Origin of the sequence: Catenibacterium sp. RTP21428st1_D7_RTP21428_210409 (assembly GCF_040227455.1) — a bacterium.
Taxonomy (GTDB): domain Bacteria; phylum Bacillota_I; class Bacilli_A; order Erysipelotrichales; family Coprobacillaceae; genus Catenibacterium; species Catenibacterium mitsuoka_A.
Genome location: NZ_JBEHVX010000064.1, coordinates 1 through 14,929, shown reverse-complemented (window position 1 = coordinate 14,929; position 14,929 = coordinate 1). Strand labels below are relative to the sequence as shown.

At 31.5% G+C, this 14,929-nt stretch carries 14 protein-coding genes; 13 read left to right on the top strand and 1 reads right to left on the bottom strand.

Annotation, left to right across the window (positions count from 1 at the left end; genetic code table 11):
• Positions 1-45 precede the first annotated feature (45 nt).
• The 5 genes from ABUA27_RS09275 to ABUA27_RS09255 all read left to right on the top strand — a co-directional run bounded on the left by ABUA27_RS09275 (position 46) and on the right by ABUA27_RS09255 (position 5,639).
• Complete coding sequence (locus tag ABUA27_RS09275) at positions 46-408, top strand: HAD family hydrolase (protein WP_349820602.1); 363 nt, start codon at positions 46-48, stop codon at positions 406-408.
• Positions 409-411: 3 nt separating this feature from the next.
• Positions 412-1,878, top strand: coding sequence for a glycoside hydrolase family 1 protein (locus ABUA27_RS09270; protein ID WP_129981243.1), 1,467 nt, complete (start codon positions 412-414; stop codon positions 1,876-1,878).
• A 198-nt stretch (positions 1,879-2,076) separates the two neighbouring features.
• Complete coding sequence (locus ABUA27_RS09265; RefSeq protein WP_349820601.1) at positions 2,077-3,546, top strand: glycoside hydrolase family 1 protein; 1,470 nt, start codon at positions 2,077-2,079, stop codon at positions 3,544-3,546.
• A complete protein-coding gene (locus tag ABUA27_RS09260) occupies positions 3,546-4,172 on the top strand; it encodes a DUF4867 family protein (protein ID WP_129981245.1) in 627 nt (208 codons plus the stop codon). Before ABUA27_RS09265 ends, ABUA27_RS09260 begins: the two co-directional genes overlap by 1 nt.
• 12 nt (positions 4,173-4,184) lie before the next feature.
• The gene (locus tag ABUA27_RS09255; protein ID WP_349820600.1) at positions 4,185-5,639 is read left to right on the top strand and encodes a glycoside hydrolase family 1 protein; all 1,455 of its coding nucleotides are present in this window, start codon (positions 4,185-4,187) and stop codon (positions 5,637-5,639) included.
• Between the two features lie 89 nt (positions 5,640-5,728).
• Here the strand turns inward: ABUA27_RS09255 and ABUA27_RS09250 are convergent, their stop codons facing one another.
• Positions 5,729-7,633, bottom strand: a complete 1,905-nt coding sequence (locus ABUA27_RS09250; protein ID WP_349820599.1) for a BglG family transcription antiterminator — start codon at positions 7,631-7,633, stop codon at positions 5,729-5,731.
• A 259-nt stretch (positions 7,634-7,892) separates the two neighbouring features.
• Between ABUA27_RS09250 and ABUA27_RS09245 the strand changes: the two genes are divergently transcribed.
• From ABUA27_RS09245 to ABUA27_RS09210, 8 genes are all read left to right on the top strand, one after another.
• On the top strand, positions 7,893-9,197 hold the full coding sequence (locus tag ABUA27_RS09245) for a PTS sugar transporter subunit IIC (protein ID WP_287846594.1): 1,305 nt from the start codon (positions 7,893-7,895) through the stop codon (positions 9,195-9,197).
• 23 nt (positions 9,198-9,220) lie between these two features.
• A complete protein-coding gene (locus ABUA27_RS09240; RefSeq protein WP_129981249.1) occupies positions 9,221-9,634 on the top strand; it encodes a zinc ribbon domain-containing protein in 414 nt (137 codons plus the stop codon).
• 12 nt (positions 9,635-9,646) lie between these two features.
• Positions 9,647-10,105: a zinc-ribbon domain-containing protein gene (locus ABUA27_RS09235; RefSeq protein ID WP_129981250.1), complete on the top strand. Its 459-nt coding sequence runs from the start codon at positions 9,647-9,649 to the stop codon at positions 10,103-10,105.
• Positions 10,106-10,138: 33 nt separating this feature from the next.
• Positions 10,139-11,065 (top strand): type I phosphomannose isomerase catalytic subunit, encoded by a 927-nt coding sequence (locus tag ABUA27_RS09230; protein WP_129981251.1) that lies wholly within the window; start codon positions 10,139-10,141, stop codon positions 11,063-11,065.
• Between the two features lie 15 nt (positions 11,066-11,080).
• Positions 11,081-12,499, top strand: a complete 1,419-nt coding sequence (locus tag ABUA27_RS09225) for a glycoside hydrolase family 1 protein (protein ID WP_129981252.1) — start codon at positions 11,081-11,083, stop codon at positions 12,497-12,499.
• 108 nt (positions 12,500-12,607) lie between these two features.
• Positions 12,608-12,976, top strand: a complete 369-nt coding sequence (locus ABUA27_RS09220; protein ID WP_349820598.1) for a hypothetical protein — start codon at positions 12,608-12,610, stop codon at positions 12,974-12,976.
• The gene (locus ABUA27_RS09215; RefSeq protein WP_349820597.1) at positions 12,966-13,802 is read left to right on the top strand and encodes a carboxylesterase family protein; all 837 of its coding nucleotides are present in this window, start codon (positions 12,966-12,968) and stop codon (positions 13,800-13,802) included. Before ABUA27_RS09220 ends, ABUA27_RS09215 begins: the two co-directional genes overlap by 11 nt.
• 89 nt (positions 13,803-13,891) lie before the next feature.
• Positions 13,892-14,713 (top strand): Cof-type HAD-IIB family hydrolase, encoded by an 822-nt coding sequence (locus ABUA27_RS09210; RefSeq protein ID WP_129981255.1) that lies wholly within the window; start codon positions 13,892-13,894, stop codon positions 14,711-14,713.
• The last annotated feature ends 216 nt before the right edge of the window (positions 14,714-14,929 follow it).

Here is a 14,929-nt window from a genome sequence, read left to right as displayed (position 1 = left end):
CAAATAGTCTATATCCTGAATATTTCTGCTCCACACTTCTCTTAAATCGTTACCTGTAGATTATGGGTATTCAAAAAAATTTATAGTTTTTCATTAATTGAATCTACAAGAGCTAAAGAAATAACTGATGAAATTAATAATGATTACCCTGTATTGCATGCTTTTCAAAATGTAAATGCAATTGATATTGTTAAAAGAGGATGTAGTAAAGGTCAAGGAATTTTAAAATTAGAAGTATTAATCAGTGACGAAACAGCAGGAATAGGTGATAGTTATAATGATTTAGAAATGTTTAAAGTCGTTGATTATTCATTTACATTTAAAACATCGCCGCAAGATATCCAACAACAAACAACGTTCGTTGTATCATCAGTGAAAGAAGCAGTAGCAATAGTAAAGGAGGAGTAAAAAATGGGATTTCCAAAAGGTTTTTTATGGGGTGGTTCAATTAGTGCTGCTCAAATTGAAGGTGGATGGAACGAAGGAGGGAAATCACCAGTATTGGTAGATTATTGTACAGCAGGATCTACAAAAGAAAGAAGACAAATTTGGTATTTAGACAAAGAGGGTAAAAGAGTTCACCGTAATTGGGAAGCTGTTGATGAATTAGAAGAAGGATGTAAGTTTGCTTTCTTTGATGATTTACATTATACAAATCATGTGGCAAGTGATTTTTATCATCGTTACAAAGAAGATTTAGCGTTATTTAAAGAAATGGGATATACAACATTTAATACTTCTATTTCTTGGGCTAGAATCTATCCACATGGGATTAAAGGTGGTATCAACCAAGAGGGTGTTGAATTTTATCGAGATGTTTTTAAGATAGCTAAAGAATATGGGATGGATCCGGTTATTACATTATATAAATATGACGAACCCGTTTCACTTTTAGAACAACATGGTGGATGGCGTAATCGTGCAATGATTGATGAATTTGTTGAATTTGCGAGAGTGTGTTTTACAGAATATAAAGATTATGTTAATAAATGGATGACATTTAATGAAATCAATATCATTATGCCAAGAGATGGACAAAAAAGTGAAAAAAATCAAAGAAATTTAATTTATTTACATAATCAATTAGTTGCTGCTGCAAGAGCAACTATTGTTGCACATGAAATTGATTCAAATCTTAAAGTAGGATGCATGATTTGTGGAAATATGTCTTATCCATTAACACCAGATCCATTGGATGCTATTGCTCGTTATGAAAACTTCCAAGATTTCTTCTGTTATAGTGCTGATACACAAATGAGAGGATATTATCCACCATTTGCTAAAAGAATTTGGGAGAGATATGGAATTAAACCAGAAATCACAGAACAGGATAAAGAAGATTTAAAGAATGGTAAATCTGATTTTATTGGTTTTTCATATTATGCCTCAGGTGTTGTAACAACACATAAAGTTGAACAGAATGATCATATTGCAGGGAATGTTTTAGGAACAGTAAAAAATCCTTATTTAAAAGCAAATGCATGGGGATGGCAAATTGATCCGGTTGGGTTTAGACATTTAATGCATTTAATAAATGACCGTTATAATGCACCGATGTTTGATGTGGAAAATGGTATTGGTTTAATTGAAACTGAAGGTGAAGATGGTATATGTCATGATCCAGCACGTATTGAATATCACCGTGAACATATTAAAGAGATGAAAAAAGCTATTGAAGAAGGAGTTAATCTATTTGGTTATACAACTTGGGGATGTATTGACTTAGTTTCAGCAGGAACAGGACAAATGGATAAAAAATATGGATTTATTTATGTAGATATGGATGATCAAGGAAATGGTGATTTACATCGTTCAAGAAAAGATTCATTCTATTGGTATAAAAAAGTAATTGCTTCTAATGGTGAAGATTTAGATTAAACAAGCTCATTGAGCTTGTTTTTATATCAGCTGCTATAAAACTATAAGAGAATGGCACATATTGTGACAAGGTTTTAACTAGAAAAAGATAATAAATCATTATAGTATATAAACAGAAGTCAGGAAAACGTTTACATCATAAGTGCTTTGGATAAAAACAAATTAAAAGATATAGTGAAAAACAAAGGAGGAAGAAAAATGAGTTTTCCAAAAGGATTTTTATGGGGTGGAGATATCAGTGCTAACCAATGTGAAGGTGGTTGGGACGAAGGCGGAAAATCACCAAATATGACAGACTATCATACGGGAGGTAATGTGAATGAACCACGTATGGCAACTTATATCATGCCAGATGGAACTTATGGTAAAACACCTGCAATGATTGAAAACTGTAATTTACCAGATGGCGCTAAATTAGCAATCAATCCTGATGAATTTTATCCTAATCATAAAGCAACAGATTTTTATCATCATTATAAAGAAGATATTGCTATGTTTGCAGAATTAGGATTTAAAGCATTTAATATGACATTATCATGGGCAAGAATTTTTCCTAAAGGAATTAAAGCAGGAATTAATCCAGAAGGGGTAGAATTCTATCATAATGTATTTAAAGAATGCTTGAAATATGGAATTGAACCATTAGTTCACTTATATAAATATGATATGCCTGCTTTCTATATTGAAGAATTAGGTGGCTGGAAAAATAGAGTATTAATTGGTGAATTTGTTGAATTTGGGAAAGCATCTATTGATGAATTCCAAGAAGTTACTTATTGGTCAACATTCAACGAAATCAATGCTGCTCAATTCTCTGTCTTGGATTCAAACAATCAAGAAGAAGTCCAAAGACAATATCAAGTGTTACATAATCAATTAGTAGCTAGTGCAAAAGTAGTTAAATATTTACATGATAATTATCCAAATAAAAAAATTGGATGTATGCAAGCAGGTATTTTTACACATGCATTAACATGCGATCCAAATGATGAACTTGCTAATCAAAAAGAAATGCATAAGAATTTTTGGTATGCAGGGGATGTCTTTGTTAGAGGATATTATCCAAGTTATGCTGAACATTTATGGAAAGAATTAAATATCACATTAGATATTACTGAAGAAGACACGAAAGCTTTAAAGGATGGTACAGTAGATTTCTTTGAATTCTCTTATTATTTCTCAAACTGTGTAACAACACATTTAGATGGTGAAGAAGCAACAGGAAACTTAAATTTCATGGGAAAGAAAAACCCATATTTAAAACAGTTAGATTGGGGATGGGCTATTGATCCAAAAGGATTAAAATACTTTATGCATGAAATCTATGATAGATATCAAATCCCAATCATGAGCTGTGAAAATGGTTTAGGTGCCTTTGATACATTAGAAGAAGATGGAACAGTTCATGATCAATATCGTATTGATTATATGAGAGAACATGTTAAAGCCATGAGTGAAGGTATTGATGAAGGTGTAGACTTAATGGGATACACTTGGTGGGGATGTATTGATTTAGTATCTGCAGGTACTGGAGAAATTAGAAAACGTTATGGATTTATTTATGTAGATGTTGATGATTTTGGTAATGGAACATATAAACGTTATAAAAAAGATTCTTTTGAATATTGTAAAAAAGTTTACACTTCAAATGGAGAAGATTTAGACTAATGCTAGAAAAGATAAGAACGTTAAATCCAGATTACCAAATTAATGAACTTGATGATTCGTTTAAAGAATATGGACGAATCATCAAGCAAGATATGCAAGAAGCCATCAATTATGCTACAACTTATCAAAATACAAATGCCTATGATACAAGTGTTCAAGCATTAGAAGAAATGCCTTGTATACAAGATTTAATTAATGATATTTATGGTTATTTAGATGTCATGGCAGGTGTAGTTACTGGTAAAAATGAAGTATTAAATGGGTTGGAATATCATCAATGCAGTGAAACAATCATTGCGGTGACAGACTATATTCTTGCTCTTGGAAAAAGACAAGATATGGAAGAAAATGACTATGACATAGATAAGTGCGAACTTTTCTATGTACCAAAAGGAACAGTCGTAGAACTCTATGCAACAACATTACACTATACACCAATAACAGTAAAAGATTCATTTAAAACAATCTGTTTATTATTAAGAGGAACAGGGGATAGTTGTCAAAGAAGAGGAATCCTAAAGAAAAAGAATAAATGGTTCATAGCACATAAAGATAATGTAGAAAAAGTACAAGCAGGAGATTATCCTGGTTTAAAAGGCAAAATGATTCGTATTAAATATTTATAAGGAGGAAAGAAAATGGCAATACCTGATAAATTTTTATGGGGTGGTTCAATTAGTGCTGCTCAATGTGAAGGTGGATGGGACGAAGGTGGAAGAAGTCCTGTTCAAGTAGATTTTGGAGATCCGGGTTCAACAACAGATATACGTTGGATTCATTACTTAAATGCAGATGGAACAAGAGGAAAAATGAGGCAATTTGAGCATTTACCTAAAGGAGCTAAATATCAATTATTCGATGATATTCGTTATACAAATCATGTTGGTATTGATTTTTATCATCGTTATAAAGAAGATATTGCATTATTTGCAGAGCTTGGTTTTACAACTTTCAATACAACAATTTCATGGGCAAGAGTTTATCCTCATGGAGTAGAAGGAGGGGTCAATCAAGAAGGTGTAGAATTCTATCGTAATGTATTTAAAGAATGTCGTAAATATGGCATTGACCCTGTCATTACATTATATAAATATGACGAACCTGTGTATTTAGAAGAAACATATGGTGATTGGACGAATAGAGAAATGATTCATCAATTTGTTGAATTCGCAAGGTTATGTTTTGGTGAATATAAAGGTTTAGTAGATAAATGGTTAACTTTTAATGAAATTAATATTTTATTACATTTTGATGGTAAAGAAGGAAAACAATTTGCTTTTGAAGAATTACATAATCAAATGGTAGCGGCAGCTAAAGCTGTTAAAGTAGCACATGAAATTGATAAAAATATTTCAGTAGGATGTATGATTGCAGGATTCTGTAGTTATCCATATACTTGTGATCCTGAAGATGTAATTGAAAATTATAAACAATTCCAAGAAAAATTTGCTTATTGTGCAGATACAATGGTAAGAGGATATTATCCGTCTTATGCCAAACGTATTTGGAAGCAGAATAATGTTGTTTTAGATATTAGTGAAGAAGATAAAAAAGATTTGATAGAAGGTAAATCTGACTTCCTAGCTTATTCATATTATATGTCTAACGTAGTAACAACACATAAAGATGCAGGAGAAGCTTTAGATGGTGCAGGAACTTCAGCAAACTTAAAAAATCCATATTTAACAGCATCTGATTGGGGATGGCAAATTGATCCAACTGGCTATGAATACTTTTTACATGTCTTAAATGATCGTTATCAAGTACCTATTTTCGATGTCGAAAATGGTCTAGGAGCTTATGATAAAGTAGAAGAAGATGGCTCTATTCATGATGATTATCGTATTAATTATCACAGAAGTCATATTAAGAGCTTAATGAAAGCAAGAGAAGAAGGCGTTAATATTTTTGGATATACTTCTTGGGCTCCAATCGATTTGGTTTCATTTACTACAGGACAAATGGATAAACGTTATGGATTTATCTATGTAGATATGAATGATGAAGGTAAAGGAGATTTACATCGAAGTAAAAAAGATTCATTTTATTGGTATCAAAAAGCAATAAAATCTGATGGAAAAGACTTAGACTAATAATAAGAACCCTAGAAAATTTATTCTAGGGTTCTTATGGTTATTAAATTTTTGAGGGAGTTACGCTATGATTCTCTTTTTGATTTATGCTATTTATTGTTGATGAGTATTGATAAGAATTCTGTGTAGCTCTCACATTTTATTAACGATTCTATTAATGTATTATCCTCACTGATTTTCTTTAAAGTATTATAAAGCGTATCATACATAATATTGTTTTGATCATAACTAGAGAATACTATGAGAACCTGGAATTCCTGGTCATCATAATTGACAGGTTCTTTAAAGGTGAGAATGATATTATTGGTATTGGAGTTAATAGGAGTATTGAGTTTTAACAAGCCTATACTGTTATTAAATGAATGAAGTGAGTATTTATTCTTGTTTGTAAAATTCGCTTTAACAGACGATTTCATAAGAGGGTATATCTTGCAGAGTGTTTGATAAAGCACTGTAGAAATACCTTTTTTTGTCTTTGCAGATACACTATGTTCAAATAGTTCTGGATGGAAATAGTATACCAAATTTTCTTCGTTGAAATAGTAAGTGAGTTTGCTTTTGATGAAGATGATATCATCCATAGTAATAATATAATTTGTATTTATGACAGGAATATCATAGTTTTTGTGGATAGGAGCATTGGATATAATCAAATCATAATTACTTAAATCCTCTTTTAATAATTCAGGGTAAGAAATACATTTTTGTATAATGAGGTCGTTAGACAAATCTTTCTCTAGCATATTTGTATTATAATTGGAAGCAAAATTTCCCATACAATTAATAAGTAGTACTTTTTTTCGATGATCAGTATGATCAGTTATGATATTGTTGAAAAATATTGTGAAAGATGTGATTTCACTTCGTGATAAGGGAGTATCAGTATATTCTTTAATTCTTTTATTAACTATTTTGGTTAGATAATATGCAAATGGCATATCATCTTGAATTTGATCATAAAGAGGATTTCTTATTTTTTCTTGATATTTTTGCCTTAGTAAAGCTGTTTGGATATAAAGAGATAGTCTGTCATAATAACGATTATCAATATAAATAAGTGTAGATGAATAAATATCATCAAGAATTGTGTGGGTCAGTTTAGAAGTTATTTGGTCTTCCTGATAAATCTTATCGTGAGTTGATCCTTTACAGATTAACATTAATGTTAAAAAGCTCTTTTCAGAATCATTAAAATCCACATCGAAATGTTCTTTTGCAACGCGAGATAAGTCTAGTACAGTATGATATTCTTTAGTATTTTTGAATATTTCGAAATCTTCAAATACTGTGTCAAGTGGATGGCCAGCCATGTTTCTAGCAATGGAAATGGAATAATTGATAAGAATATCCGCTAAACTCAAATCACTGATGTATAGATTGTTGTTTTTTATAATTTCGATAATTTCACGATCTGAAGTATCTAAATATGTATCAAGAAAATCGTAGAATACTTCTCTTTGAGTCATACTCGCAAATACAAGGTCAGCAATAATTCTTCTTCTTTCAAGCTCATTAATATTCAACTTAATACCGTAATTTGGTTTGTGAATTATATGTATATTATATCTAGACAATTCTTTTTTTACATTTATTAAGTCATTTGCAATTGTTGCACGGCTTACTAGAAGGTCATCGGCAATGTCATCCATTTTAATATACTTATCTGATTGTGCTAATAATTTAAGAATATAATTAACTCGATCATGCGGTATATTTGGTACTAGTGCATATGCATCATCGTTTTCATTTTTATTAATAATTTCCTGTAACTTATTAATGATTTCAGGTGTTTTTTCATCAATTATATAACCTTTATTAGGCTTGGAGGTAAAATGAATCTCTAATTCTTTCAAAATGTTTTTGACGTTATTAATTTCCTCTCGTACTGATTTTCTTGATATACCGATAAGTGTAGCTATTTCATAAGTTGATATATAGTCATTTGATGCTAATAAAATTTGAATAATCTTAATTTCGTTGTTTGTTGTTTTCATTTTTTTGATACTCCTTAGTTGAATTATATCATTAAAAATACAAATGTGAAAACGTTTACTCATAAAATAATTAAAATACATAACGTGAAAATGTGATGATATAAAGGGCAAATTCATGTTTTGTTAGTCGGATGGCATAATATGTGCCATCTGATTATATAGAAAACTATGAAAAGACAGTATAATATTAACTTAGACATAAGAGAAAACGTTTACACACAAACGATTCTCAAATCAATTTAAAGGGAGGAAATTTAAAATGTCTACTGAAAAACAGTCCTTCATGGACAAAGTTTTAGAAAAAGTTGACGTTATTGCCGGACCTATGACACGTTTTGGTCAAATTCCATTTGTTCGTGCTATCGTCAATGGTATGGTTGCTGCATTGCCAGTAACTATGGTTGGTTCTATTTTCTTAGTTGTTAATCTATTCTGTTCTGATGGTGGATTAACACAGCATGCATTAATCCCATTTTTAAAACCATGGGCAGCAGATCTTGCTTTAGTAAATAGTTTATCAATGGGGATTATGGCTATCTACATTATTATCGCATTTGGTGCTGAATATGCTGAAATCAAAGGGTTCAATAAAACAACAGGTGCTGTTGGCGCATTCTTTGCATTCATGTTATTGAACTACAATTCAGTTGGTCAGTTAGCTAAAACTGGAGCTAGTGCATTTGAATCAACTTATTGGGGTGGTGCAGGGCTTATTACTACAATGATTGCAGGTGCTATCGCTGTTAACATTATTGATTTCTGTTATAAAAAGAATATCGTAATCAAGCTTCCTGATTCAGTTCCACCAGCAATCTCTGATAGTTTCTCAGCTATCATTCCTTATTTCTTCATCACAATCGTGTGTTGGGGTATCAGAACTCTTGCAGGTATTAATATTCCATCAGCAGTTGGTGAAATCTTAATGCCATTAATCGGAAACGCTGATAATGTATTTGTTTACAGCTTCCAGCAGTTTATGTCCGCTTTACTTTGGATTTGTGGTTTACATGGTGATAACATCACTGGTGCAGTTACAAACGTATTCTTAAATCAGTGGTTAGCAGAAAACAATGCAGCATTTATGGCTCATACAGCTGTCAAAGATCTTCCATATGTTTGGACTCCAAACTTATGTAGATTATCACAGTGGGTATCAAGCTGTTGGCCAATCTTAGTTTATATGTTTATGTCTAGTAAGAAATTACCTCATTTAAAACCATTAGGTTTAATTTGCTTACCACCTGCAGTTTTCTGTATCATTGAACCAATCATGTTTGGTTTACCAGTAGTGATGAATGGTTTCTTGTTAATTCCATTTGTCTTAACTCATACTTTAACTGCTGCATTAACTTATTGGCTAACAAAAATTGGTTTTGTTGGTAAAATGTATATGTCATTGCCTTGGGCAACACCTTCTCCAATTTTAGGATATCTAAGCGCTGGAGGATCTATTGGTGGCTTCGTAGTAGTATTCATTAACTTTGTAATTGGATTAGTTATCTTCTATCCATTCTGGAAAGCTTATGAAAAATCTGAAGTTGCTAAATTAAATACTGAAGAATAATAAATTATAAGGAGGGACTTAACATGGTATGTCCATATTGTCATAAAGAAATACCTGAAGACTCAATCTATTGCTATCATTGTGGGAAAGAACTAAGTAACAAGCAAAAGCACTCTTCAATCAAACTGAAAAAGAATCCACATGAAAATAGTTTTGCCAAGTTAGGTCTTCTCCTCTTCTTTATTGCTTTATTCGGTTTTGACTTTATTCTTGGAACAATTTTTAAAACAGTTGGTATAAATATTAAAATACCATATATGATTAGTACAGTATTATATGTAGGAGCAATTATATGTGGTGCGCTCTCTCTTAATTTAGATAAGAAAGATGAACAAAAAGGCTATCAGCCTACCGGAAATAAGAATTATGCATACATCTCAGTTTTTGCTAGTATGTTTGTTACACTTGCGAATATTGCAACTATTTTGGTGAAGTAGAGGTATAAATTTATGTATTGTAGAAAATGCGGAATGAAGATCAGCGATTCTTCGAAATTCTGTGACCATTGTGGTACAGAGGTTGTCAAAGTAAAACAAAAAAGTTATTCCGAAAAGTATAATGAAAAAAAATCAAAGGAAAAGAGTCACAAAGTGAATAAATTGCAGAAGCATCTCGATATAAAAAATCCATATATAAGTGCAGCTTTATTTGCTTCTGTTGTTGCTTTTATTCTTGCATTCTTCCCATGGAACTATATTTCTAAAGGAATAGGTACAAGTCTCCCTATGAGAATTGCAGTTGTATGTTTCGCGTTACTTGCAGATTATCATGTTACTAAAGCAAAACAAGTAAACAATCTTATTTATAGTAAGCATGGAGTCAGACTAAAAGAGAATGTTGTTTCTCTTACAAGTTTCTTATCAATATTTATTACTGTTATTGGCTTATTTGCTCTATTTACATATTAGGCATAAGCCTTTTTTTATAGGAGGATATTAATAATGAGTATACTATTTTTTGATCCTATTCCTAGACCTGCTATCTGGGGACATACTTTAGTTAGAGATTATTTTGGATATAAGCAATTTCCTGAAGGAATTGGCCAGTCTTGGAGTTTTTCGGCACAGAAAGATGCGTCAACTATATGTTTGTCTGAACCTTTTAAAGGGATGACTTTGAGAGAATTATGGGAAAAACATCAGGAATTATTTGGGCATCCTGGTGAGGAATTTCCAGTTATTATTTCTTTAGTAGCACCTGAAGATGATTTGAGTATTCAAGTTCATCCTGATTCACAAGCTGCAAAGAAATATGGTTATACATTAGGTAAGAATGAAGCATGGTATTTTATTAAAAGTGAAAATAATGCATCTATTGTATATGGACATAATGCAAAAGATGAAAAAGATTTATATAATTATATTAATAATGATAAGTGGGATGAATTGATCAAACATCTTTCTGTTCATACTGGAGATTTTGTTTATCTACCTGCAGGCATTCTTCATGCATTAAAAAAAGGTAGCATTGTTTATGAAATTCAGCAATCTACAGATGTGACTTTTAGATTTTATGATTATCATCGTAAAGATAAGTATGGAAATGAAAGAGAATTACATTTAACTCAAGCTATTGATTGTTTATCATATGATCAGGAAATGATGAAAAATAATATTATGCCTGTTGAAGAAAAAATGGATAATGGTTTAAAAACAACATTTATTTCTAATGATTCATTTACTGTAACTAAATTGGCTATTGAGGGTAATAATATTTATGAAACAGATAATTATCAATTAGCCACTGTTGTAAAAGGTGACGGCGTTGTAGATGGGTTTGATGTAAAGATAGGAGATAATTTTTTAATTCCTCAGCATAGTAAAATTGAGATCGATGGCAATATGATTATTATGATGACAACAAAATAAAGGAGGCATTTTGTGATGAATAAAGATTTCCTATGGGGCGGTGCTTTAAGTAATGTACAAGCAGAAGGAGCTTATTTAGAAGATGGAAAGGGTTTAAATGTTTATGATACGTTGAAAGTAACACCAGAACCAGGTATCGCACCATTATTTTGTGATACAAGTGTTGCTGTAGATCATTATCACAGATATAAAGAAGATATTGATTTGATGGCGGAAATGGGGTTTAAGGCTTATAGATTTTCTATTGTATGGTCAAGAATTAATCCGCTTGGTGATGAAGATGAACCAAATGAAAAAGGGTTAGCTTATTATGAAGATATGATTGATTATCTTCATGAAAAAGGAATTGAACCTGTTGTTTCTCTTGTTCATTTTGATATGCCAGATCATTTACTGAAGAAATATAATGGTTTTCTAAATAAAGATGTTATTGAATTCTATGCTAAACATGTAGAAAGTGTTGTCCAAAGATTAAAAGGAAAAGTTAAATACTGGATTACTTACAACGAGATTAATCTTGCATATGGTATGGGGGATTTAGTAGCTGGTGCAATACTTCCGGAAGGTATGAAAAAAAGTGAAATGTATGTGCAGCTTAGTGTTAATGTTCAAATTGCTCATGCACGTGCTGTAGAAGTAATAAAACGCATTGATCCTGAAGCAAAAGTTGGTGGAATGATTGGGCATGCGCCATTCTATCCACTAACTTGTAAGAGTGAAGATATTATGGCAGCTGATTTTAAAAACAAACTTCATAATTACTTTGCATTTGATACGATGTGCTTTGGTGAATTACCTCAATATTTTATTCAGTATGCATTAAATAGAAATATTAGGTATGATTTTAATGAGAGTGAAAAAGAAGTAATTAAAGCAGCATCTCAGAAATTAGATTATCTTGCTTTTTCATATTATAGAAGTAATGTACAATCTTCATTTGAAGGAATAGAAGATACAAATGAACTAGAAGATGAAATTCTATTTGATGAAAGAAATATGAAAAATCCATACTATACAGCCAATGAATGGGGATGGCAGATTGATGCAGAAGGGTTAAGATATTCACTTGTAGATTTCTATTCGCGTTATCATAAACCGTTGTTTATTGTGGAAAATGGTATTGGAATTGATGAGCATCTAGTTGATGGTAAAGTTTATGATGATGTAAGAATTGATTATTATCAAAAACATATTTCAGCTGTTAAAAAAGCAGTTGATCATGATGGTGTAGATTTAATGGGATATCTTGCATGGTCACCAATAGATTTTTTAAGCAGCCATAAAGAAATAAGAAAAAGATATGGATTTGTTTATGTTGATAGAGATTTTAAAGATTTAAAAGATTTAAATAGATACAAGAAAAAATCATTTTACTGGTACCAAAAGTGTATTGCGACAAATGGGGAAGATTTAGAAAATAATATCGAATATTAAAAGGTGTTCAGAAATGGTGCAAACTATTTCTGAACTTTTTTATACTTTAGTATATCGATTAGTGTTATAACAATTGCTGTTAGTATTTAATGAGAAAAAAGTATATATATGAAACATAGAGGAACTCAAAAAGTAGTAGTCACAGGTGAAGACTTTGGACCAGCTGTAAAGAAGACTATTATTAAACTCAATCAAGTAATTGATTTGATAGATATGAATAACTTAAAGGTAATAGAAGAAAAGAATGGTGTACTTGATGAAATAACAGGTGAAGAAGGAATAATAAGAACAGAAAGAGAAATAATAAATGCTTATATTTCGGATGAATATGGTAATAAAGTGAATACTGCATCTTGTTATGTGGCTATTGAGTTGGCTATATCACCTAGTGTTGGGTCACCGTTTATCTTTCATGCTACTACTCAATTAAACAATTGGTGTAATCCTTATAGAATATATATGTGGTATGGATGTTAATCCGGATATTGATGTAGAGGGTGATGGTAAATTATGCCCACAATTAGATAAGTGGATTATGAATTCATATAAGGCGGTAGATGGAATAAAGTATGCTTATGGTGAATATAGACCTAGTAGTGATGATAAGAAACATCCTTTAGTCATCTGGTTACATGGATTGGGGGAAGGAGGAACAGATCCTTCTATTGATTTATTGGCAAATAAGGTCACTGTATTGGCAGATGTTCCATTTCAGAAGTGTATGAATCAAGCTTATGTACTTGTGCCTCAATGTCCTACTATGTGGATGGATGATGGTAAAGGTGAATATAAGAGTGATACAAAGGATTCTATTTATACAAAGAGTTTATTTGAACTCATTGATTCTTATGTTAAAGAGAATAGAGATATTGATACAAATAGAATATATATTGGAGGATGTTCTAATGGTGGGTATATGACTATGGAAATGCTTCTCCATTATCCACATTACTTTGCAGCTGCATTTCCAATTTGCGAAGCGTATCATGATGAATATATCACTGACGATCAAATTGATATGATTAAACATATACCTATCTGGTTTACATATGCGAAAACGGATCATGTGATTGATTATACACTATGTACTGAACCTACAGTGAAAAGACTACTTGCAGCAGGTGCTTCTAATGTTCATGTTTCTGTATTTGATGGTGTTCGTGATACAACTGGACTCTATAAGAATGAAGATGGCTTACCATATATTTATAATGGACATTGTTCTTGGATCTACTGGGATAATAATGAATGTTATGATGGGGATCTTAATGCGTGGGAATGGTTAGGACAACAGGGAAACTAGATTGTTCCTCTTTTTGATATTATGAAACTGCTCATATTTGTAGGCTATATTGTGATAGAATATGATACATATAAAAGGGGAAATTACACATGTATAAATTAATCGCATTTGATATGGATGGTACACTTCTTAATAGTGAAAAGAAGATTTCAGATAAAACAGTAGAAGCTATTAATAAGGCAATAGAGGCAGGTAAGATTGTAATACTTAATACAGGACGATGTCCTGCAGAACTTAAGGAGTATAGAGAAGTGCTGCCAAGACTACGCTATGTGAATTGTGTCAGCGGTGCACTTGTCTATGATTATGAAGAAGAAAGAAGCATCTATGAATCACCATTAAGTGAAGAAGAAGTCAAAACATTGATTCAAATTGGTAAAGAAACAGATGAAATGGTTCATTTAATGGGTATTACATCTGTCGTAGAAAAAGACAAAGTACCACATATGAATGATTATTATATGGGTGTTTACCAGCCAATGTATGAAGAAGTCACTATTAAAGTAGATAACATCAATGACTATTATGTAGGCAATCCTTATTCAGTACATAAACTTAACATTTATCATCATTCAAAAGCTGCAAGAGATCATACAAGAAAAGCTATTAAAGAAGCAGGACTTGAATTAGAGATGAAGGATTCAGAAGCAACAGGTTTAGAAATGAATGCGAAAGGTGTAGATAAAGGAACTGGATTAAAACAGTTATGCCATCATTTAGGTATCTCTATTGAAGAGACTATAGTAGTAGGTGATGCAGATAATGATAAGGAAGCATTAGAAACTGCAGGTCTTGCAGTTGCAATGGGTAATGCGAAAGAGAGTATTAAAGAAATCAGTGATGTAATTGTATCTGATAATGATCATGATGGATGTGCAGAGGTTATAGAGAAGTATATATTAGAGGAGTAAATGCTTCTTTTTTTTGCTGTATTTGAGCTATAAAGAGCGTTAGAGAAATAATACTAAAATTAATTAAAATAAAATTATGTAGCGCAGAAGGGCTAAAAACTCTATTTAGAAATAAACTTTGAATAAAATTCAAAAAAATACTTTACAAACGCTGCGATATTGGGTATTATAGACAGGCAGTCCGGGAGACGGGCTGAGACAGAACATTGAAAACTG

Coding starts and splice junctions, on each gene's coding strand:
- ABUA27_RS09270 (WP_129981243.1), top strand. CDS start 412: ATGGGATTTCCAAAAGGTTTTTTATGGGGTGGTTCAATTAGTGCTGCT.
- ABUA27_RS09265 (WP_349820601.1), top strand. CDS start 2,077: ATGAGTTTTCCAAAAGGATTTTTATGGGGTGGAGATATCAGTGCTAAC.
- ABUA27_RS09260 (WP_129981245.1), top strand. CDS start 3,546: ATGCTAGAAAAGATAAGAACGTTAAATCCAGATTACCAAATTAATGAA.
- ABUA27_RS09255 (WP_349820600.1), top strand. CDS start 4,185: ATGGCAATACCTGATAAATTTTTATGGGGTGGTTCAATTAGTGCTGCT.
- ABUA27_RS09250 (WP_349820599.1), bottom strand. CDS start 7,633: ATGAAAACAACAAACAACGAAATTAAGATTATTCAAATTTTATTAGCA.
- ABUA27_RS09245 (WP_287846594.1), top strand. CDS start 7,893: ATGTCTACTGAAAAACAGTCCTTCATGGACAAAGTTTTAGAAAAAGTT.
- ABUA27_RS09240 (WP_129981249.1), top strand. CDS start 9,221: ATGGTATGTCCATATTGTCATAAAGAAATACCTGAAGACTCAATCTAT.
- ABUA27_RS09235 (WP_129981250.1), top strand. CDS start 9,647: ATGTATTGTAGAAAATGCGGAATGAAGATCAGCGATTCTTCGAAATTC.
- ABUA27_RS09230 (WP_129981251.1), top strand. CDS start 10,139: ATGAGTATACTATTTTTTGATCCTATTCCTAGACCTGCTATCTGGGGA.
- ABUA27_RS09225 (WP_129981252.1), top strand. CDS start 11,081: ATGAATAAAGATTTCCTATGGGGCGGTGCTTTAAGTAATGTACAAGCA.
- ABUA27_RS09220 (WP_349820598.1), top strand. CDS start 12,608: ATGAAACATAGAGGAACTCAAAAAGTAGTAGTCACAGGTGAAGACTTT.
- ABUA27_RS09215 (WP_349820597.1), top strand. CDS start 12,966: ATGGATGTTAATCCGGATATTGATGTAGAGGGTGATGGTAAATTATGC.
- ABUA27_RS09210 (WP_129981255.1), top strand. CDS start 13,892: ATGTATAAATTAATCGCATTTGATATGGATGGTACACTTCTTAATAGT.